Here is a 19,191-nt window from a genome sequence, read left to right on the forward strand (position 1 = left end):
GTGCCTCCCGCCTCACGCCAGGTCCGCCTCGGCGGCCCGGGCCACCCACTGCGCGAACGCCTCCCCGTCCTCCTTCTGGTCCAGGAAACGGCGCAGGACCCGCTCGACGTAGTCGGGCAGGTCGTCGGCCGTGGTCTTGAGCCCGCGCACCTTGCGGCCGAACCCCGCGTTGAGCCCCATGCCGCCGCCCAGGTGCACCTGGAACCCCTCGACCTGCTCGCCGGTGGCGCGGTCGGTCACCAGCTGGCCCTTGAGCCCGATGTCGGCGACCTGGATGCGCGCACAGGAGTTGGGGCAGCCATTGAGGTTGATGGTGATGGGCTCGGGGAAGTCCGGCAGCCGCCGCTCCAGCTCGTCGATCAGCGAGATGCCCCGCGCCTTGGTCTCGACGATGGCGAGCTTGCAGTACTCGATGCCGGTGCAGGCCATGGTCTGGCGGCGGAACGTGCTCGGCCGCACCCGCAGGTCCTCGGCCTCCAGAGCGTCGACGAGGGCGTCGACCCGGTCGTCGGTGACGTCCAGGATCACCAGCTTCTGGTCGGCGGTCGTGCGGATGCGGTCCGATCCGTGCGCTTCGGCGATGTCGGCGATGCGCGCCAGCTTGGTGCCCGAGACCCGGCCCACGCGCGGGGCGAAGCCCACGTAGTTGCGGCCGTCGCGCTGCCGGTGCACGCCGACGTGGTCGCGGCGGGTGCCCGGGTCCAGCTCGGGCGCCGGGCCGTCGGGCAGCGCGTAGCCCAGGTAGTCCTTCTCCAGGACCTCGCGGAACTTCGCCGCCCCCCAGTCCTTGACCAGGAACTTGATCCGGGCGCGGTGCCGCAGCCGGCGGTAGCCGTAGTCGCGGAACACCGAGCAGACGCCGGCCCACACCTCGCTCAGCTGCTCGGGGCGGACGAACGCGCCCAGCCGCTGGGCGAACATCGGGTTGGTGGACAGCCCGCCGCCGACGAACAGGTCGTAGCCCGGGGTGCCGTCGGGGCCGGTGACCCCCACGAACGCCACGTCGTTGATCTCGTGGTTGGTGCAGTGGACCGAGCAGCCCGCGATGGAGCTCTTGAACTTGCGTGGCAGGTTGGAGAAGAGCGCGCTGCCGATGTGGTCGTCGTAGACCTGCTGGATCTCCGGGGTGGCGTCGATGACCTCGTCCTCGGCGATCCCGGCCAGCGGGCAGCCCAGGATCACCCGCGGGGTGTCGCCGCAGGCCTCGGTGGTGGACAGGCCCACCGCCTCCAGCTTCTCCCAGATCGCCGGGACGTCCTCGATGCGCACCCAGTGCAGCTGCACGTTCTGGCGGTCGGTGATGTCGGCGGTGTCGCGCCCGTAGGCGGTGGAGATCTCGGCGACGGCGCGCAGCTGCGCCACGCTCAGCTGCCCGCCGTCGATGCGCACCCGCAGCATGAAGTACCGGTCGTCGAGCTCCTCGGGCTCCAGCACCGCGGTCTTGCCGCCGTCGATGCCCGGGGCCCGCTGCGTGTAGAGCCCGTACCAGCGGAGGCGGCCGCGCAGGTCGGCGGGGTCGATGGAGTCGAAGCCGGCCTTGGAGTAGATGTCGATGATGCGGCGGCGGACGTTGAGCCCGTCGTCGTTCTTCTTGTTCTCTTCGTTCTTGTTCAGCGGCTCGCGGTAGCCGAGGGCCCATTGGCCCTCGCCGCGGCGGGGCCGCCGGGACGCGGTGGCGCCGGTCGAAGCGGACGTGGGAGGCATCGCGGGGTCCTCCGAGCGGTTGCGGGGCGCGCGGGCCGGCGCGCGCACCACACGGACCCCCGCATGTCCGGCACGGCGCTGTGCTGGGACGCGGAGAGCGCAGGAGAGGTGGTGGGCAACGTCGACGCCGCTGACGCCCTGGAAATGGGCGGAATCACAGATGGATGTGCGGCGAGGTCAGCCGACGTTGCGACAGATGGCGCTGCGGACCCGAAGGAAGTCCACGTGCCGGCGCACGCAGAGCATCGGGTCAAGGGCAGCGATCATGTTGTCGACGATGTCACGGCGGAGCGCCGATGTCCAGGCGTGGTCTCGCGCCCGCGGCGGTGAAGCGCGTCACGTAAACAGGACATTAACCACTCGTCAACTAGGAAATGCCGCCGGGAAATACGGCGGCCCGCCGGCGAACCGGCCGGATCCGGCCCCGGGGCCCGCGCCCGCCCATCCGCGCCGCGCGTGCCTTTAGGTTGGTGTTCCGTGAGGGACATGCGGGAGCGCATCGGGCGTGCGGCCGAGGCGGGGCGGCGGCGTTGGCCGCGCCCGGCGATGCCCCTCCTCGTCGTCGCCCGCACCGCCCGCTCGGTCGTGCGCACCCGCGTCGTCGGGCTCTCCGCCGAGGCGGCCTTCTTCTGCCTGCTGTCCCTTCCGGCGCTGCTGCTCGGCATCGCCGGGACCCTCGGCCACCTCGCCCCTGTCCTGGGCGCCGGCACCGTGCTCGACATCCGGGCCTGGGCCCTCGACCTTGCGGCCAAGGCGCTGACCGCCGGCACCGTCGACTCCGTGGTCGCCCCGCTGGTCGACGACTTCCTGGGCGGCGCGCAGGGCAGTGTGCTGTCGGTGACCTTCCTGGTGTCGCTGTGGTCGGGGTCGCGCGCCATGAGCGTGTTCATCGACGCCATCACCATCGCCTACGGGCTCGACGACCTGCGCGGCTACATCCGGCACCGCGCACTCGCCCTCCTGGGCTACATCGGGGCGCTGCTCTTCGCGCTGATCGTGCTGCCCGTCCTGGTCGCCGGGCCCGACGTCGTGCACGCGGCGCTGCCGATGACCGTCGGGCACCTCGGCCGCGCCTACTGGCCGGTGGTGGGCACCCTGTCGACCGGCGCGGTCACCCTGCTCTACCTCCTCGCCACCCCGGTGCGCACCCCGCTCTGGCGCTACCTGCCGGGCTCGCTGCTGGCCACGGCGATCCTGCTGCTGGGCTCGATGGTGCTGCGGCTCTACATGGGCGCCTCCTTCGGGCAGGTCACCATCTACGGCTCGCTGGCGGCGCCCATCGCCATCCTGACCTGGTTCTGGGTGATGGCGATGGCCGTGCTCATCGGATCGGCGCTCAACGCCGAGATCGACGCCGCATGGCCCACCGCGCGCACCGCCGAGGCCCGGGCGCGCATCGCCGCCCGCCGCCACGAGCACGCCGCCCGCATGGTCGAGCGCCGCGAAGAGGCCCTGCGCACCGTCGCCGAGGACGAGACCGGGGGAGCGGCCGCCGAGGAGGCCGCGGCGGACACCGGCACGGAAGCGGCCGGGGAAGCCGGGGAAACCGGGAAAGAGAAAGAGGACGAGCGGGATGGCGCCGGGTCCGGCGCGGACCACCCCGCACGGCCCCTGCCCGCGACCGGGGAGGACACGGACGCCGCCGCGGACGCCGCCGCGGACGCCGCCGCGGACGCCGCCGCGGACACCGTCACGGGCCCCGCCCCCACGGCCGGCGGCGCGCCTCCCGCCGACGCCGATGAGAGCATCGGCACCCCCTCCGCCGACAGCGGGGAGCACGCGCATCCGGCATCCTCGTAGCGGAAACCGGTGCACTCCCCCCATATCCCCGACCTGCACCGGGCAGGTGAGGCCATGGCACGCTCATCCCGATCCCCCGACGAGCGACGCGGCCGCGGCCGCCGGACCGGAGCAGTGGCCTCCGTTCTGGCGCTGATCGTGCTCGCCGTCGTCGTTTCGGCACTGACCGGCGGAAACGTCCTCGACACGCTCCGGGCCATTACCGGCGGCGACGGAACACCGTCCGCCTCCTCCCCCGCTCCCGGGGGCTCCGGCGGGCCGGACGGCCCCTCGGATCTCACCGCCGCCGAGGCGCGCGACCTCCTCGGCGGGCTGGAGATCGCCGAGCCGCAGCCGCGCGGCGACTACGAGCGCTCGGAGTTCGGCCACTCCTGGGTCGACACCGACGACAACGGCTGTCCCACCCGCCACGACATCCTCGCCCGCGACCTGGACCAGGTGCGCGCCGACGCCGACTGCACCGTGCGCGAGGGCGTCCTCGACGACCCCTACACCGGTGAGCGCCTGGAGTTCAGCTCCGACGACCCGCAGGCGGTGCAGATCGACCACGTGGTCCCGCTGTCGCTGGCCTGGCGCATGGGCGCCGACGACTGGGACCGCGACCGGCGCGTGGAGTTCGCCAACGACCCGGGCAACCTCCTGGCCGCCGACGGCCCGGCCAATGGGCAGAAGGGCGACTCCGGCCCTGCGGAGTGGCAGCCCTACGAGGGCTTCCGGTGCGCCTACGCCATCGCCTACGTGGACGTCAGCCACCGCTACGGGCTCGCCGTGTCCCAGGAGGACCACGATGCGCTCGGCGACGGGCTCGGCACCTGCGGCTGACCGGCGGCGCGGCCCCTGCCCTGCGGCGCGCCGGGGAAGCGGTCCCGGCCGGATGTGGCCACTTTCGCCGGACGCGCACCCCGGGCGGTGCGGCCGGGCGTCTTCGGGGTGCGGGCCACTCGGCGGCGCCGGGGCGTCCGGCATCGTCGCAGGTCGATGCCGGTGGATCGGGCCCCGGCGCGGTGCGGTGCCGCCGCCGTTCCCCGGTGCTCGAATGCGACGCGTGACCAGGGCGGAAGGACTCCGTGACCGATGACTCAGTATCATCTCCGTGACCACCGTTGACGCTCCGGGCGCACCGCGGCACCGGCTCCACGATGCGCCCCCGTCCCCCCACCGGGCGCCACCAGACGCCGCACCTCCTCGACGGAACAGGTTCACGATCACATGACCTCAGTGTCCCCTCCGTTCGGGGAGGCGTCATGAGCCGCGACCCCGGAAACGGCGGGCCGCCGCATCGCGCCCCCGTCATCCTGGTGGTGTCCCCCGACGAACGCAGCGCCGAGGTCACCATCCAGGGCCATACCCGGGTCGTCACGGGCAACAGCCCCAAGGAGACCCGCAACGCCGCCCTGGACCTCGCGGCGGGATACGCCGCGCACCTCGGGACCTCGGTGCTGATCAACGCCCGCGACGCCAACGGCGCCTGGCAGCTGATCATCAGCCCCACCGGCGTCGTGCGCGCCGCGGGCGGCACCGAGATCGAGATCGCCGCCAAGCGCGCGCCCGGCCGCGGCCGCCGGGGGCGCCGCGTCGTCATGGTGACCGCCGGCGGGGCGCTGGCCATCGCGGCGGTCGCCGGCATCGGCGTCGCGGCCGTGCCGCTGCTGCCCGGCCTCGGCCCCTCCATCCAGGTCGGCCCAGGGGAGGACCCCGCGGTCACCCTGGAGGGCCGCTCGGCTCCCCCCGGGTTCACCACCCGGGCCGACTGGCGGCTGCCCACCCTGCCCGGCACCCGCCCCGGCGTGGCCCCCGACGGCAGCGCGGTCGCCTTCATCGACCCCGATGAGCAGGTCACCGTCGTCAACCCCGAAGGCACCACCCTCTGGTCGGCCGGCCTCCCCCTGCCTCCGGGCGACATCGAAGGCGCGCCCACCTTCATCACCGACGGCCAGGGCGACCTCGGCCTCGCCGTCACCGGCAACGGCCGCCTCTGGCAGTGGCCGGCGGGCGGCGGCGAACCCACCGAGCTCGAACTGCCCTCCGGCTCCCGCGTGACCTTCGCCGGCACCAGCCCCCTCGTGCTGGGCGAGGGCACCGCACAGGTGCCCGACGACGGCGAACTGCGCACGGTCGCCATCCCCAGCGGCTACGGCGCCATACTCGCCGAACCCGGCCGGGTCCTCACCGCCGTGCAGGACGGCCCGTGGCGCTGGGTCGGCCTCGACGGCGACACCACCGAGGTCGAGCCCCAGGCCCCCGACGGCGCCGGCGACATCGCCGAGGTGCTCACCGGGCGCTCCGACCACATGATCGTCCGCTGGTCGGCCGAAGAAGGCGACCAGGAGATCCTCGCGGTGCACGACTCCGGCGACGGATCGGTCGTGGCGCAGACGCCCGTCGATCCCGCGCTCCTCGACGGCGCCCGCTGGCTGGCGAACGGCTCCGTCGCCGCCTACGGGCCGGTGATCGTCGACCTCGACGGCGGGTCCGCCACGGTCCTGGAGGGCTTCGCCCCCGGCAGCGCGGCGGGCGGCTTCGTCTACGGGGAGGCGGCCGGCGCCCCTGTTGCGGTCGGCCCCGACGCCGACCCCGTGAACCTCCCGGCCGACGTCGTCCGCCCCTGGGGCGTCCTCGACGGCCGGGCGGTGATCATCGCGGACGGCGACCTCTACGCCCTGTCCCCCGAATGATCGTCCCTTGAAGAGCCTGACGAGATGGAGAGGAGCAGGATGTCCCGAACAACACGAGCGGTCACCGTGACCGCCGTGGCGCTGCTGGGCGCGGGCTTCCACGTCGCCCCGGCGTACGCCGACGGCCTCGACGTGGTGCCGGAGGAATCCGCCCCCGCCCCGCTGACCGATGCCCCTGAGACGGCCGAGGCGCCCGCCGAGGTGCAGCCGCAGCAGGCGCCCGTCCAGGACACGGTGGCCGCGCTGCCGCTGCTGGGCGACATCATCCCTTCGGACCCCCCGCTGCTGCCGGAGCTCCCCGAGCTCCCCGGCCCGGGTGACCCGGGCGAGCCCGGTCCGGGCGACCCCGACCCCGGTGACCCCGGCGACCCCCCTCCGGGTGACCCGGGCGATCCGGGCGAGCCCGAGGAGCCGGAGGAGCCCGAAGAGCCTGGTGACCCGGGTGACCCCGGCGATCCCGGTGACCCGGGCGACCCTGGTGACCCGGGCGATCCCGGTGACCCCGGAGACCCGGGCGACCCGGGTGACCCCGGCGAGCCGGAGGAGCCGGGCGACCCCGGTGACCCGGGCGAACCCGAGGAGCCGGGTGACCCCGGCGATCCGGGCGACCCCGGTGAGGGCGACGACCAGAACCCCGGCGGCGACGGGGATGAGCAGGCGTCCCCGGGCGGGGACGACGACACGTCGGCCCCCGCGGCCGACGACGGCGACTCCGCTCCGGAGACGCTGCCCACCACCGGCGTGGACCTGTCGGGCTTCGTGCTCGGCGGGATGGTCGTCACGGGCCTCGGCGCCGTGACCATCTACGCCACGCGGCGCCGCGCCCCGCAGGCGCTCTAGCACCCGCGGACGCACCGGCCGCCCCGGACCGCACTGTGCGGACCGGGGCGGCCGGCCGCTATACCGGGTGGGACCGCGCCGGGGCCGGGCGCAGCGCCGGGGCCAGCAGGGCGGCGATCACCGCCCCCGCGGGGATGACCCACAGCCCCACGCCCAGGGACGTCGCGTCGGCGATGGTGCCGACCAGCGGAGGGAAGGCGAGGAAGCCCACGCGCGCCAGCCAGGCCACCGCGGTCACCCCGTCGCCGCTGCGCACCCCCGGGATCTCCCCGGCCGCCGCCAGTGCCAACGGGAACAGCGTGGCCACCCCCAGCCCCACCAGGCCGAAGCCGGCGATGGCCGTCCACGGAGCCGGAAACAGCAGCGCGGCCGACAGCCCGGCCGCGGCCAACAGCGCGCCCGACCGCGCCACGGCGACCGCGCCGAACCGGTCGGTGAGCCGGTCCCCGGTGAGCCGCCCCAGCGTCATCAGCGACTGGCAGGCGACGAACGGCAGCCCCGCGAGGAACAGCGGCGCGGCCAGCTCGTCACGCATGTACACGGCCCCCCACGACGCCGCGGAGTCCTCGGCCGCCCCCGCCATCATCAGCAGCACCCCCAGCGCCGCCATCAGCCCGATCGCCCGCCACGGCAGCCGCAGCACCTCCCCGGGGGCCGGGGCGTGCCCGTCGGCGCGCTCCGCGTGCTCCGGACCCGGCAGCAGGAGGCGCCAGGCCACAACGGCGAGCACGGCGAGCACGACCGCGACCATCGAGAAGTGCACCGTCACCGGAACACCCAGGCCGGCCAGCGACGCGCCCGTGAGGCCGCCCGCGACGGCCGCGATGCTCCACACCGCGTGGAAGGTGTTGATGATCGTGCGCCCGTACCGTCTCTGGACGCGCAGCCCGTGGGCGTTCATCGCCGCGTCCATCCACGCGTCGGTGCTCCCGATCCCGAACAGCACCGCCGCCAGCGCCCACCACTCCGGTGCGACGGCCACCAGCGGGAGCAGGCACGCCCCGAGGACCCCCGCGATAACGGCGACGCGCCCGCTGCCGATCCGGGCGATGAACGGCCCGGCGAGCATGCCCAGCAGGATCGCGCCCAGGGGCATGGCGGCGATCGCCGTGCCCAGGGCCGCGTTGGACAGGTCGAGCTGGCTCTTGATGGCCGGCAGCCAGGGGACGACGTTGCTGTAGGTGAAGCCGTTCTGGAAGAAGAGGAGCACCACTGCGAGGCGGGCCCGCCTCGCCTCCCCGTCAGGGGCCGTCCGGTTCCGATCAAGTGCCACCGAGCCTCCACGTGATGAGTTCGTCCGCGCCAGTGTTGCGGACGCGGTTCCGTCTGTGTAGCAAGGGGTTGCACGAGAGACGAAGTGGTTTTTACATATGGCTTCCGGCCGGACGGACGCCCGCCGCCGCACCCGGGTCCTCCCGCCCGGCCGGCCCGCCCCCCTGATGACCTCGACTCCCGCCGGATCCCGCTCATCCGCCACGACGATCGGAGCCCCCCCACCGATGATCGATTTGAGCGCGCTGCGAGAGAAGCCGACCCTCACGGGCGACCGCGTCCACCTGGTGCCGCTGACCGGCGAGCACACCGACGGCTACTACGCGTCGACCCGCGACGAGGAGGTCCGCAGGCTCACCGGGCGGCACCGGAGGTTCAGCTACGAGGAGGTCCGCGACTGGTGCGCGACCCGCGGCACCCGGCCCGACCGGCTCGACCTCGCCATCATCGAGCAGCCCAGCGGCCGGTTCATGGGCGGGCTGACCCTGGACGAGGTCGACCCCGACAACGAGAGCGCCGCCTACCGGATCGCGCTGTCGGCCATCGAGTTCACCGGCCACGGCCTGGGCCGCGAGGCCACCCGGCTGATCCTCTCCTACGCCTTCGACCGCATCCGCCTGCACCGGGTCTGGCTCAACGTCTACGCCTTCAACATGCGCGCGATCGCGGTCTACCGGGCGTGCGGCTTCGCGGTGGAGGGCCGGCTGCGCGACGCCCTGCTCTGGGACGGCCGCCGCCACGACGCACTGCTCATGGCCGTCCTGGAGAACGATTTCCGCAAGGCGGTGCTGTGAGGCCGCAGCGGGATGGCCCGATCAAGGCCGAGATTTGCGATTTCGCGGGGTTGTGCCAGGCGGGGAAGCGGGTATGCCGCTAGCACTTTCCGCCGACCGACGTCCACCGTCGCCGACCACCACGGGGGAGGAGCGGTGCCGCCGCACCGGCCGCAGAGCGGACGCGGCGCCGGACCAGCCATGAATCCGCTACCCGTTTCGCTGCCCTTCACCGACCGCAACGAGGCCGGCCGCCTGCTCGCCGAGCGGGTCCGCCCCCTCGCCGTGACCGATCCCATCGCCCTCGCGCTCCCGCGCGGCGGCGTGCCCGTCGCCGCCGAACTCGCCCGCCACCTGCACATCCCCATGGACGTCCTGGTGGTCCGCAAGATCGGGCTGCCGGGCCACGAGGAGCTGGGGGTGGGCGCGATGGGCGAGGACGGCCAGGTGAGCTTCGACGACGACGCGCTGGCCCGGCTGAACGTGCCGCGCGAGGCGCTCGACGACACGGTGCAGGCCGAGCGCGTCGAACTCGGCCGCAGGCTGGAGGTGTACCGGGGGTCGCGGCCGGCCCCGCGGCTGGCGGGGCGCGACGTCATCGTCGTCGACGACGGCGCGGCCACCGGCGGCACCGCCCGGGCCGCACTGCGCACGGTCGCCCGCCACCGGCCTGCGCGCCTCACCCTGGCCATCCCGGTCGGCGCCGGGCCGGCGGTGGAGATGCTGCGCTCGGAGGCCGATCACACGGTGGTGCTGACCGTCCCGGCGAACTTCCAGGCGGTGGGGCAGTGGTACCGCGATTTCCGGCAGCTCACCGACGACGACGTCACCACGGTCCTGTCCGACCTGCGCGGCCCCGAGAGCGCCGCGCTGGCCGAGCGGGCGGTGCGCATCCGCGCCGAGGACGTCTACCTCGACGGCGAGCTGACCGTGCCCGAGGTGTCGCGCGGCGCCGCCGTGTTCGCCTTCGGCCGGGCGCGCGCCGACCCCCGCCACCGGGCGATCGCGGCCTCGCTGCGTGAGACCGGGCAGGCCACGCTCCTGCTCGATCTGCTCACCGCCGAGGAGGGGGAGCGCGAAAGCGAGGGGGGCGACAGCGGGGTCACCGCGGCGGCGCTGGGCCAGCGGCTGGAGGCGGCCGTGCGCTGGCTGCGCCGCTCCACCGACGTCGCGCCCCGCCGGGTCGGGCTGTTCGGGGCCGGGACCGCGGCCCCGGCGGCGCTGGAGGCGGCGGCGCGCTGCCCCGAGGACGTCGCGGCGGTGGTCACCCACGGCGGCCGTATCGACCTCGCCGACCAGTCGCTGCGCGACGTCCGCTCGCCGGTCCTCGTGCTCGTGCCGGGCACCGACTCCTTCGTGCGCGAGCTGGCCGAGTGGGCCGTGGCCCGGCTGGCGGGCCCGCACGAGCTGCGGGTCGTGGCCGGCGCCGAGAACCTGCTGGCCGGGTCGGAGGAGTGGAGCCGGATCGGCGAGGCCGCCGCCGACTGGTTCGAGCGCGACCGGTGAGCGCCGCGGTCGGCGGACCGGACCTGAAAAACCCGCGGCGCCCTCGACGGGGATCCGTCGGGGCGCCGCGGGTAAGACGTGGCCGGGGCCGCGGAAGGAACTGTTGTGCTGACGGTCTGCGCCGACCGCCGTGAACCGAACCCGAGCGGGTGGATCAGGCGGCGTTGGCCCGGCGCATGCGACGGCGGCGCTCGGATGCGCGCTCGTCCTCGTTCAGGCCGCCCCAGGTGCCGTACTTCTCGGGTCGCGAGATCGCGTAGTCGAGACATTCGTTACGGACGGGGCACTGCCCACAGATCTCCTTGGCCTTGCGCTCGCGGATCTCCCGCTCCGGCTGGCGCTCGCCATCGGGACCGAAGAAGAGCACAAGGTCCTCGCCCCGGCACGCGGCGGCATCCTGCCACCCCCAGCTCGGGCGGGGGCGCAGCGCGGCCTGCCGACGTACCTGAGACATGGTTGAACCACCTCTACTGAAATCGCTAGTAAGCTGTTGCAAGACAGGGTCAGACAAAACTGGGTCAAGCAGCGTGAGTCACCCCGCACGAGCAAAACGCCGTGCAATGCTTCGGTGTTCCCTGGTGTGGTTGAGACCACGGCGGCGCAGATCCACCGAAGCCGGTGGGGGGCGCTCACGCGAACGGCTGGGGGAGGCGGATTCGCTCTCCCTGCGAGCCGGTACGTAATCATGCCATCCCCGCTCCCGATTGTGCACGGGGGGCGGGGAAATTACTCGCTCAACCGTTACCGAAACCTGACACCAAGTGACCTGAGTCTGCTCGAATGTCCGTTTTTTCGGGGGGAGTGCGAGATCCGGCGGGCAACCGGACGCGGTCCATCGTATGTGCCAACCCCCGTATTGCCTAGGGGTCCGCTGCCCCTGATGCGTGGATCACAGTGGATCTCCACCGCCCCGGGCCCTCGCCGAAGGTCAGACCTCGCGGCCCTCGCCCGGGGCCAGCCGCACGTAGTCGGCGGGCAGCATGTTGCCCATCAGCCCGCCGTAGACGTTGTGCCCGGTCGGGCTCAGGAGGCCGTCGTGGACCGGGATCGCGGTGGCCGGGCCGACCGCGCGCACGTAGTCGATGACCTCCGACGCCTTGGACCACGGCGCCTGCACCGGCACCAGCAGCGTGCGCACCGGGTCCTCCGGCACGGTCAGGGCGTCGCCGGGGTGGAACACCCCGCCGCCGGGCGAGGCGATCCGGAAGCCGACGTTGGTGATCAGCTCGATGTCCGGGTGGATGACGGCGTGCCGCTCCCCGTACACGTGGACGTCGAACCCGGCGATCGCCAGGGCGTCGCCGTGGGCGACCTCGTGCACCCGGGCGCCCAGCTCACGCAGCTCGCCGAGCTGCGCCGCGATCCCGGCGTGGGTGTAGACCTCCAGGCCCGGGCGGGCCTGTGCGGCGGCGCGCAGGCGGTCGAGGTCGAAGTGGTCGCCGTGCTCGTGGGTGATCGCCACGGCGTCGGCCCCCACGGCGGCGTCGGCCTCGCTGAAGCCGCCGGGGTCGATGACCAGGGTCGCGCCGTCCTGCTCCAGGCGCACGCAGGCATGTCCCATTTTGGTGATGCGCACGGTCGCGATCCTATAATCCCGGGCTTCGCCGAGGCGGACACCGTCCCCTAGGGGAACGAATCCGGGTCCGCCGGCGGAACCGCGCTCCTAGACTCGTCGTCCTAGGCAGAAGAAGAGGTAGAGGTAGAGGTACCGGGCGGGGGTCGTCCGGAAATCGGTCAATAGCGAAGGAAACGTGTCCGCCGTGGCGCTGCTGCGATTCATCCTGAACGTCATCTGGCTGTTCGTCGCCGGCTTCTGGCTGGCCGTCGGATATGCGGTCGCCGGCATCATCTGCTGCATCCTGGTCGTCACCATCCCGTTCGGGATCGCGTCCTTCCGCATGGCCAACTACGCCCTCTGGCCCTTCGGGCGCGAGATGGCCCGCAACCCCGATGCCGGAAGCGGGAGCACCTTCCTCAACGTCATCTGGCTGATCGTCGCCGGCTGGTGGCTGACCATCGGCCACATCGTCACGGCGGTGGGTCTGGCGGTCACCATCATCGGCATCCCCATGGCCTGGGCGTCGCTGAAGATGATCCCCGTTGCGCTCGCGCCGTTCGGCAACGAGATCGTGCCGAGCGACCGGCCCCGGGAGCCTTGGCAGTTCTGAGGGCGCAGTGGGTGAAAATGGGCGGGTCGCGCGGACGACCGCGTGCACGACGAGCATGATCGAAGGGACTCCGAGGGGATGACGTGCGGGTGAACTGGCCGACGTGGCCGAATGGATGGCAATGGCCCTTCGCCAAGCGGCGGGCGGCAGCGAGCGCGGCCCCGCAGCGGCCGGACGAGGCGGCCGTCGCGACGCAGGCGGAACCGGACCCGCCGGAGCCGGAAGAGGACGACCTGCTCGCCCGCATGGCGAACGCCAGCTGGCGCCTGCTGCTCGTAGCGGTCGTGATCGCCCTCGTGGTGTGGGCCGTGGTGCACGTGCGGGTGGTCACCCTCCCGCTCATCCTCGCCGTCTTCGTCACGGCGCTGCTGATGCCGGCGGCCAACTGGATGCGCCGCAAGGGGCTGGGCCGGGGGTCCTCCACCGCCATCTCCATCGTGGGCTCCCTCATCGTGCTCGGCGGCGTGATCACGCTCATCGTGCAGCCCGCGGTCTCGGGGGCCGAAGGGCTGGTCACCAGCGTTGAGCAGGCGATCGACGGCCTGCCCGGCTACCTCCAGGCCTTCGGCCTCGACCCCCAGCTGGTCAACACCACCATCGCCGCGGCCGAGCGCGAAGTGCAGACGGCGCTCCAGGAGGACTGGTCGTCGTGGGTCACCCAGGCGTGGGTGGCCGGCACCACCGTGCTGGAGATCCTGCTCGGCATCATCCTGGTGTTCGTGCTGACGGTGTACTTCGTCCACTCGGGCGACCGGCTGGTGGCCTGGGTGCTCTCGCTCTTCCCCGCCGGCAGCCGCCGCTCGCTGGGGTCGGCGGGCGAGATCGCCTACGGGGTCATGGGGCGCTACGTGCGCGGCGTGGCGCTCGTCGGGTTCATCGACGCGGTCGGCATCGGTATCTTCCTGGTCTTCCTGATCGACCCCGCCCTCGCCATCCCGCTGATCGTGCTGACCTTCATCGGCGCCTTCCTCCCGGTCATCGGCGCCTTCCTGAGCGGCCTGCTGGCCGCCATGGTCGCGCTGGTCACCGAGGGGTGGGTCATCGCCCTGGTGGTCGTCGCCGGCGTGCTCATCGTCCAGCAGCTGGAGAGCCACGTCTTCGCCCCGCGGGTCTACGGCGCGGCGCTGGACCTCCCCTCCGCGGTGGTGCTGCTCGGCATCACCCTCGGCGGCATCCTGGGCGGCATCACCGGCATGTTCCTGGCGACCCCCGTCATCGCGGTGATCGCCGCTCTCCTGCACGACCGCCCCTTCGCCCGGCGCGAGCCAGGGCCCGAAGCCGCCTCCGAGGCCGATTCCGGACCCCCGCCCGGCGCCGGACCCGAGACGGCACCGGCGGCCGTCGGCGCCTCCGCGCCCACCCCGGAGACCACGCCGGCGGCCGAGAACGGCGCTACGGCCGGCAGCGGGCCGGAGAAGCCGGCGAAGCCCGCCGCCAAGAAGCCCGCGGCCAAGAAGACCCAGCCCCGCAAGAAGTAAGCAGGCGCGCGGCGCACCCCCGGGGCGCCGTGCCCGGCCACCGTCGTGGCCGGGCACGGCGCCCGCGGATATTCCCGCGCGGGCGCACCGGGCAGGGGCTACCCTGGAGCGGGTGCGCGTGATTTCGGGCTGATCGCCTCCGCGCCTCCGCCGGACCTCCGCCTCCGCCCGCCGCCCGGGAGCGATGCCCGCGCCGCCGCAGCCCGTCCCGCCCGCTGCCGCACCCCGACACCCGCTCCCGAGAAAGTCGCTCCGCAATGCTGATCGCCCAAGACCTTGAACTGCGCGTGGGATCCCGGCTGCTGCTGGAGCCCACGTCCTTCCGTGTCGCCGCCGGCGACCGGATCGGGCTCGTGGGCCGCAACGGCGCGGGCAAGACCACGATGACCAAGGTGCTCGCGGGCGAGGGGCTGCCCGCCGCGGGCTCGGCCACCAGCTCGGGCACCGTCGGCTACCTCCCCCAGGACCCGCGGGCGGCGAACCTGGAGGAGATCGCCCGCGACCGCATCCTCTCGGCGCGCGGCATCGACGACACCCTGCGCCGGATGCGGGCCGCAGAGGAGAAGATGACCAGCGACGACCCCAGGGTCCGCGACAAGGCCGTGCGCGCCTACGCCCGCGCCGAGGAGCACCTGCACGTCATGGGGGGCTACGCCGCCGAGTCCGAGGCCGCGTCGATCGCCAGCAGCCTCGGCCTGCCCGACCGCATCCTCGCTCAGCCCCTGGGCACCCTTTCGGGCGGCCAGCGGCGCCGCGTCGAACTCGCCCGGATCCTGTTCAGCTCCGCCGACACGCTGCTGCTCGACGAGCCCACCAACCACCTCGACGGCGACTCCATCGTCTGGCTGCGCGACTTCCTCAAGTCGCACCAGGGCGGCCTGATCGTCATCAGCCACGATGTCGAGCTGGTCGAGGACGTCGTCAACAAGGTCTTCCTCCTCGACGCCAACCGCTGCGTCATCGACGTCTACAACATGGGCTGGAAGGCCTACCAGATCCAGCGCGAGGCCGACGAGCGCCGCAGACGCCGCGAACAGGCCAACGCCGAGAAGCAGGCGGGCGCGCTGCAGAAGCAGGCCGACCGGTTCCGGGCCAAGGCCACCAAGGCCAAGGCCGCCCAGCAGATGGCCAACCGCGCCGAGCGCATCCTCGGGTCGGTGCAGGGGCAGCGCACCGCCGACCGGGTCGCCAAGCTGCGCTTCCCCGACCCCGCCCCCAGCGGGCGCACCCCGCTGACGGCCACGGGGCTGTCCAAGTCCTACGGGTCGCTGGAGATCTTCTCCGGTGTCGACCTCGCCGTCGACCGCGGCAGCCGGGTGGTCATCCTCGGCCTCAACGGCGCCGGAAAGACCACCCTGCTGCGCCTGCTCGCGGGGGTCGAGAAGCCCGACACCGGCGAGGTCGTCCCCGGCCACGGCCTGCGCCTGGGCTACTACGCCCAGGAGCACGAGACGCTCGACACCGGCCGCAGCGTCCTGGAGAACATGATGAGCGCGGCGCCCGACCTCCCCGAGGTCGAGGCGCGGCGCACCCTGGGGTCGTTCCTGTTCACCGGCGACGACGTCGACAAGCCCGCCGGCGTGCTGTCGGGCGGAGAGAAGACCCGGCTGGCACTGGCCACCCTGGTGGTCTCCAGCGCCAACGTCCTGCTGCTCGACGAGCCCACCAACAACCTCGACCCCGCCAGCCGCGAGGAGATCCTCAGCGCGCTGCGCAACTACAAGGGCGCCATCGTGCTCGTCACCCACGACGAAGGCGCGGTCGAGGCGCTCCAGCCCGAGCGCGTGATCCTGCTCCCCGACGGGGTCGAGGACATCTGGAACGTGGAGTTCGCCGACCTCATCACGCTCGCGTGACACTGCGCATCGGCTCCGGCCTGGTGGACGGTGCAGTGTTCGCCGACCTCATCACGCCGGCGTGACCGCGCGCATCGTCCCCGGCTCGTAAGAGGGGACGCGCGGGCGCCGCGCCGGTTGCCACGGTGTCCCAAGCAGGTCGGTTTTTGTATCGTCCGAAATACGCTCAGCGCGCCCGCGCAACTGCGGTGCGTCGCTGATGGGTAGCCAGCCGCGTCCGCATGGCTGATCATGGGCAGCAATGTCGCTTTGATCACCGAGAGCACAGGAGGACGTCGTGGCCGAGACCCTGAAAAAGGGCACCCGGGTGACGGGGACCGAGCGTTCGGAACTCGCCACCGAGCTGAAGAGACGGTACGACGATGGAGAAAGCATCCGATCCCTGGCCGCAGCGACCGGGCGGTCCTACGGATTCGTGCACCGCCTCCTCACGGAGGCGGGCGTGACGTTGCGTGGTCGCGGCGGGGCCACGCGGCGCGGCTGACCATTGGCCCCGGCCCTCCGGAGCACCCGCTCACAGGGGATGGATCACCAGCGGGTCACAGTGGGCGATCGTCGACGGTGGACTCGACCGCGCCCGTTTCCGGGCGCATGAACGTGCGGAGGCGGACGGTGGTGGAGGCGGCGATCCCCACGGAGGACCAGCTGGCGGAGGCCGGGCTGCGGCTACGGGTGGCCGGCGGCGTCGCGACGATAACGCTGGCGCGGCCGGAGCGGCGCAACGCCATGACCGGACGGACGTGGACGGTACTGGCCCATGTCGGCCAGACCCTGCCGACATCTGTCCGAATTGTTGTGATTAACGGTGAGGGGCCGTCGTTCTCCTCCGGGATCGACCTCGCCATGTTCGGTCCCGAAGGGGTCGAAGGCGAGCCCTCACTCATGGGGTACCTCGGCGCAGGGCCCGCCGGCGAAGCCGCACTGGAGGCGGCGATCGCCGGCTACCAGGAGGGCTTCCTCTGGCTGCGCCGTCCCGGCATCGTCTCCATCGCCGCGGTGCGCGGCCATGCGATCGGTGCCGGGTTCCAGCTCGCGCTGGCGTGCGACCTGCGGGTGCTCGCCGACGACGCGCGACTGTGCATGAAGGAGCCCGCCCTCGGGCTGGTCCCCGATCTCACGGGGACCAAGCCCCTGGTCGACACCGTCGGCCTGAGCCGGGCGATCGAGCTGTGCCTGACGGCACGCAGCGTCTCCGCCTCTGAGGCGCGCGACCTCCGGCTGGCCGAATTGGTCGTCGACGGCGCGGACCTGGACCGCGCCGTCGACGACCTGGTGGCCGCCCTCCTGGCCACCCCGCCCGAGGCCGCCGCTGCGACCAAGGCCCTGCTCCAGCAGGCCGTCGGCGGCACCCTCGAGGAACAGGCCGCCCGCGAGCGCCGAGCCCAGGTGGCCCGTCTGTCGTCCCTGGCCCGTCAGCGGTCCCAGGGTTCCGCCGGAGGCTGATCGGGCGGACCCGCAGGCGGGGCCGGCTGCACGAGGCGTGGATCACCGGGGAATTTCCGGGTGCCCGTCCCCGTTGGCCATCGATGTCTAGTACCCTGCTGAAGGCGGTCAATTCATGCTGCGCGCATCCGGCGCGCCGGGCCGCTTGGCGCCGGGGGAGCTTCATCTGCTACCCCCGTGTCGCGTATCCGGCGCGTTTGTGTGATTTCTTCGCTGTGCCCGAGTGGCCGTGGAGCCTTCTTCGAAACGCCGCCATTGATGAGGAAGGTTTACGTCACTTGACGGATAATCCTGCATGTCCGGTTTTCGGTGATCTCGGACTCCCCGAGAAGATCGTCGAGAAGCTGGCGCAGAGCGGCGTCACCACCCCGTTCCCGATCCAGGCCGCCACGATCCCCGATGCCCTCGCGGGCCGGGACGTGCTCGGCTGCGGTCGCACCGGGTCCGGCAAGACCCTCGCCTTCGGGCTCCCGTTGCTGGTGCGCGCCGGTGAGCGCCGCGCCGCCCCGCGCCGGCCCCGCTCCCTGGTGCTGGTCCCCACGCGCGAACTCGCCCACCAGGTCCGCGACGCCCTGCTGCCCTACGCCCGTGTCCTGGGCGTCAACGTCGGCGACGTCGTCGGCGGCAGTTCCTACACCCGCCAGATCAACGAGCTGCGCCGCGGCGTCGAGGTGCTCGTCGCCACGCCCGGCCGCCTCAGCGACCTGATCGAGCAGGGCGCCTGCGAGCTCGACGACGTCGGCATCTCGGTGCTCGACGAAGCCGACCAGATGTGCGACATGGGCTTCATGCCGCAGGTCAGCGAGCTGCTCGACCAGGTGCGCCCCGGCGGTCAGACGCTGCTGTTCTCGGCCACGCTCGACGGCGACGTCGACAAGCTCGTGCGCCGCTACATGAACGACCCGCAGACCCACTCGGTCGACCCGCCGGTCTCGCACGTCACCACCATGGAGCACCACCTGCTCAAGGTGCTGCCCCGCGACAAGAACCGGATCGTCACCGAGATCGCCGCGCGCGACGGCCGCACCATCCTGTTCGTGCGCAGCAAGTACCGTGCCGACACCATCAGCGAGCAGCTCGTCAACGCCGGGGTACCGGCCGCGTCCCTGCACGGCGGCAAGACGCAGAGCGTGCGCACCAAGACGCTCGCGAAGTTCCGCGAGGGCCGTATCCAGGCCCTAGTCGCCACCGACGTCGCCGCCCGCGGCATCCACGTCGACGGCATCGACCTGGTCGTCAACGTCGACCTGCCCACCGGCCACAAGGACTACCTGCACCGCGGCGGGCGCACCGCCCGGGCGGGCGAGTCCGGCCGCGTGGTCTCCCTGGTGGCGCCCAACCAGCGCCGCATGGCGCGCCGCCTGCTGGGCGACGCCGGCGTCGACGCCAAGCAGCACCTGGTCAACCCGGGCGACGAACTGCTGTCCGAGGTCACCGGGGCCCGCGAGCCCTCGTGGGAGCCGTGGATCGAACCCCCGGAGCCCGAGCGCCCGCGCCGCGGCCGCAACGGCGGGCCCCGCCAGCGCCGCAACGGCTACGGCGGCGGGCGCCCGCGCGGGGAGCGGCGCTCCTTCGGCGAGCGCGACGACCGCCGCGGCCGCGAGGGCGGCGGCGAGTTCCGCTCCCGCCAGCAGGGCGGCGAGCAGGGGCGCCGGTTCGACGGCGAGCGCCGGCCC

Annotated in this window: 16 protein-coding genes; 12 read left to right on the plus strand and 4 right to left on the minus strand. The window is 73.1% G+C overall.

What is annotated here, in order from left to right; genetic code table 11:
• Positions 1–12: 12 nt before the first annotated feature.
• Positions 13–1,704, minus strand: coding sequence for a nitrite/sulfite reductase (locus ACFOVU_RS17930; RefSeq protein ID WP_378535105.1), 1,692 nt, complete (start codon positions 1,702–1,704; stop codon positions 13–15).
• Between the two features lie 486 nt (positions 1,705–2,190).
• Between ACFOVU_RS17930 and ACFOVU_RS17935 the strand changes: the two genes are divergently transcribed.
• The 4 genes from ACFOVU_RS17935 (at position 2,191) to ACFOVU_RS17950 (ending at position 7,019) form a co-directional block, all read left to right on the plus strand.
• Complete coding sequence (locus ACFOVU_RS17935) at positions 2,191–3,504, plus strand: YihY/virulence factor BrkB family protein (protein ID WP_378535107.1); 1,314 nt, start codon at positions 2,191–2,193, stop codon at positions 3,502–3,504.
• A 54-nt stretch (positions 3,505–3,558) separates the two neighbouring features.
• Complete coding sequence (locus ACFOVU_RS17940; protein ID WP_378535109.1) at positions 3,559–4,326, plus strand: HNH endonuclease family protein; 768 nt, start codon at positions 3,559–3,561, stop codon at positions 4,324–4,326.
• 422 nt (positions 4,327–4,748) lie between these two features.
• On the plus strand, positions 4,749–6,179 hold the full coding sequence (locus ACFOVU_RS17945; protein ID WP_378535111.1) for a hypothetical protein: 1,431 nt from the start codon (positions 4,749–4,751) through the stop codon (positions 6,177–6,179).
• A 39-nt stretch (positions 6,180–6,218) separates the two neighbouring features.
• The gene (locus ACFOVU_RS17950; RefSeq protein WP_378535113.1) at positions 6,219–7,019 is read left to right on the plus strand and encodes a hypothetical protein; all 801 of its coding nucleotides are present in this window, start codon (positions 6,219–6,221) and stop codon (positions 7,017–7,019) included.
• 58 nt (positions 7,020–7,077) lie between these two features.
• On the opposite strand, the gene ACFOVU_RS17955 is transcribed toward ACFOVU_RS17950, so the two are convergent.
• Entirely contained in the window at positions 7,078–8,292 is a 1,215-nt protein-coding gene (locus ACFOVU_RS17955; protein WP_378535115.1) for an MFS transporter, read from the minus strand.
• 226 nt (positions 8,293–8,518) lie between these two features.
• Between ACFOVU_RS17955 and ACFOVU_RS17960 the strand changes: the two genes are divergently transcribed.
• Positions 8,519–9,085: a GNAT family N-acetyltransferase gene (locus ACFOVU_RS17960; protein ID WP_378535117.1), complete on the plus strand. Its 567-nt coding sequence runs from the start codon at positions 8,519–8,521 to the stop codon at positions 9,083–9,085.
• 180 nt (positions 9,086–9,265) lie between these two features.
• Positions 9,266–10,570 carry a phosphoribosyltransferase family protein gene (locus ACFOVU_RS17965; RefSeq protein WP_378535119.1) on the plus strand — a complete coding sequence of 435 codons (1,305 nt, stop codon included), beginning with the start codon at positions 9,266–9,268 and terminating at the stop codon, positions 10,568–10,570.
• Positions 10,571–10,724: 154 nt separating this feature from the next.
• Here the strand turns inward: ACFOVU_RS17965 and ACFOVU_RS17970 are convergent, their stop codons facing one another.
• Both ACFOVU_RS17970 and ACFOVU_RS17975 read right to left on the minus strand, forming a co-directional pair.
• Positions 10,725–11,024, minus strand: coding sequence for a WhiB family transcriptional regulator (locus tag ACFOVU_RS17970; RefSeq protein ID WP_378535121.1), 300 nt, complete (start codon positions 11,022–11,024; stop codon positions 10,725–10,727).
• 474 nt (positions 11,025–11,498) lie between these two features.
• The gene (locus tag ACFOVU_RS17975) at positions 11,499–12,146 is read right to left on the minus strand and encodes an MBL fold metallo-hydrolase (protein ID WP_378535123.1); all 648 of its coding nucleotides are present in this window, start codon (positions 12,144–12,146) and stop codon (positions 11,499–11,501) included.
• Positions 12,147–12,330: 184 nt separating this feature from the next.
• Here ACFOVU_RS17975 and ACFOVU_RS17980 point away from each other — a divergent pair, with 184 nt between their 5' ends.
• The 6 genes from ACFOVU_RS17980 to ACFOVU_RS18005 all read left to right on the plus strand — a co-directional run.
• Positions 12,331–12,738 carry a YccF domain-containing protein gene (locus ACFOVU_RS17980; RefSeq protein WP_378535125.1) on the plus strand — a complete coding sequence of 136 codons (408 nt, stop codon included), beginning with the start codon at positions 12,331–12,333 and terminating at the stop codon, positions 12,736–12,738.
• Positions 12,739–12,827: 89 nt separating this feature from the next.
• Complete coding sequence (locus ACFOVU_RS17985; RefSeq protein WP_378535126.1) at positions 12,828–14,216, plus strand: AI-2E family transporter; 1,389 nt, start codon at positions 12,828–12,830, stop codon at positions 14,214–14,216.
• Positions 14,217–14,473: 257 nt separating this feature from the next.
• Complete coding sequence (locus ACFOVU_RS17990) at positions 14,474–16,072, plus strand: ABC-F family ATP-binding cassette domain-containing protein (RefSeq protein WP_378535128.1); 1,599 nt, start codon at positions 14,474–14,476, stop codon at positions 16,070–16,072.
• A gap of 277 nt (positions 16,073–16,349) precedes the next feature.
• Positions 16,350–16,556, plus strand: a complete 207-nt coding sequence (locus tag ACFOVU_RS17995; RefSeq protein ID WP_378535129.1) for a helix-turn-helix domain-containing protein — start codon at positions 16,350–16,352, stop codon at positions 16,554–16,556.
• A 107-nt stretch (positions 16,557–16,663) separates the two neighbouring features.
• Positions 16,664–17,515 (plus strand): enoyl-CoA hydratase/isomerase family protein, encoded by an 852-nt coding sequence (locus ACFOVU_RS18000; protein ID WP_378535131.1) that lies wholly within the window; start codon positions 16,664–16,666, stop codon positions 17,513–17,515.
• Positions 17,516–17,793: 278 nt separating this feature from the next.
• The coding region (locus ACFOVU_RS18005; protein WP_378535133.1) for a DEAD/DEAH box helicase at positions 17,794–19,191 on the plus strand (1,398 nt) is incomplete at its 3' end.

The sequence above is a fragment of the Nocardiopsis sediminis genome (genome assembly GCF_042650565.1).
GTDB classification, from domain to species: Bacteria; Actinomycetota; Actinomycetes; order Streptosporangiales; family Streptosporangiaceae; genus Nocardiopsis_B; species Nocardiopsis_B sediminis.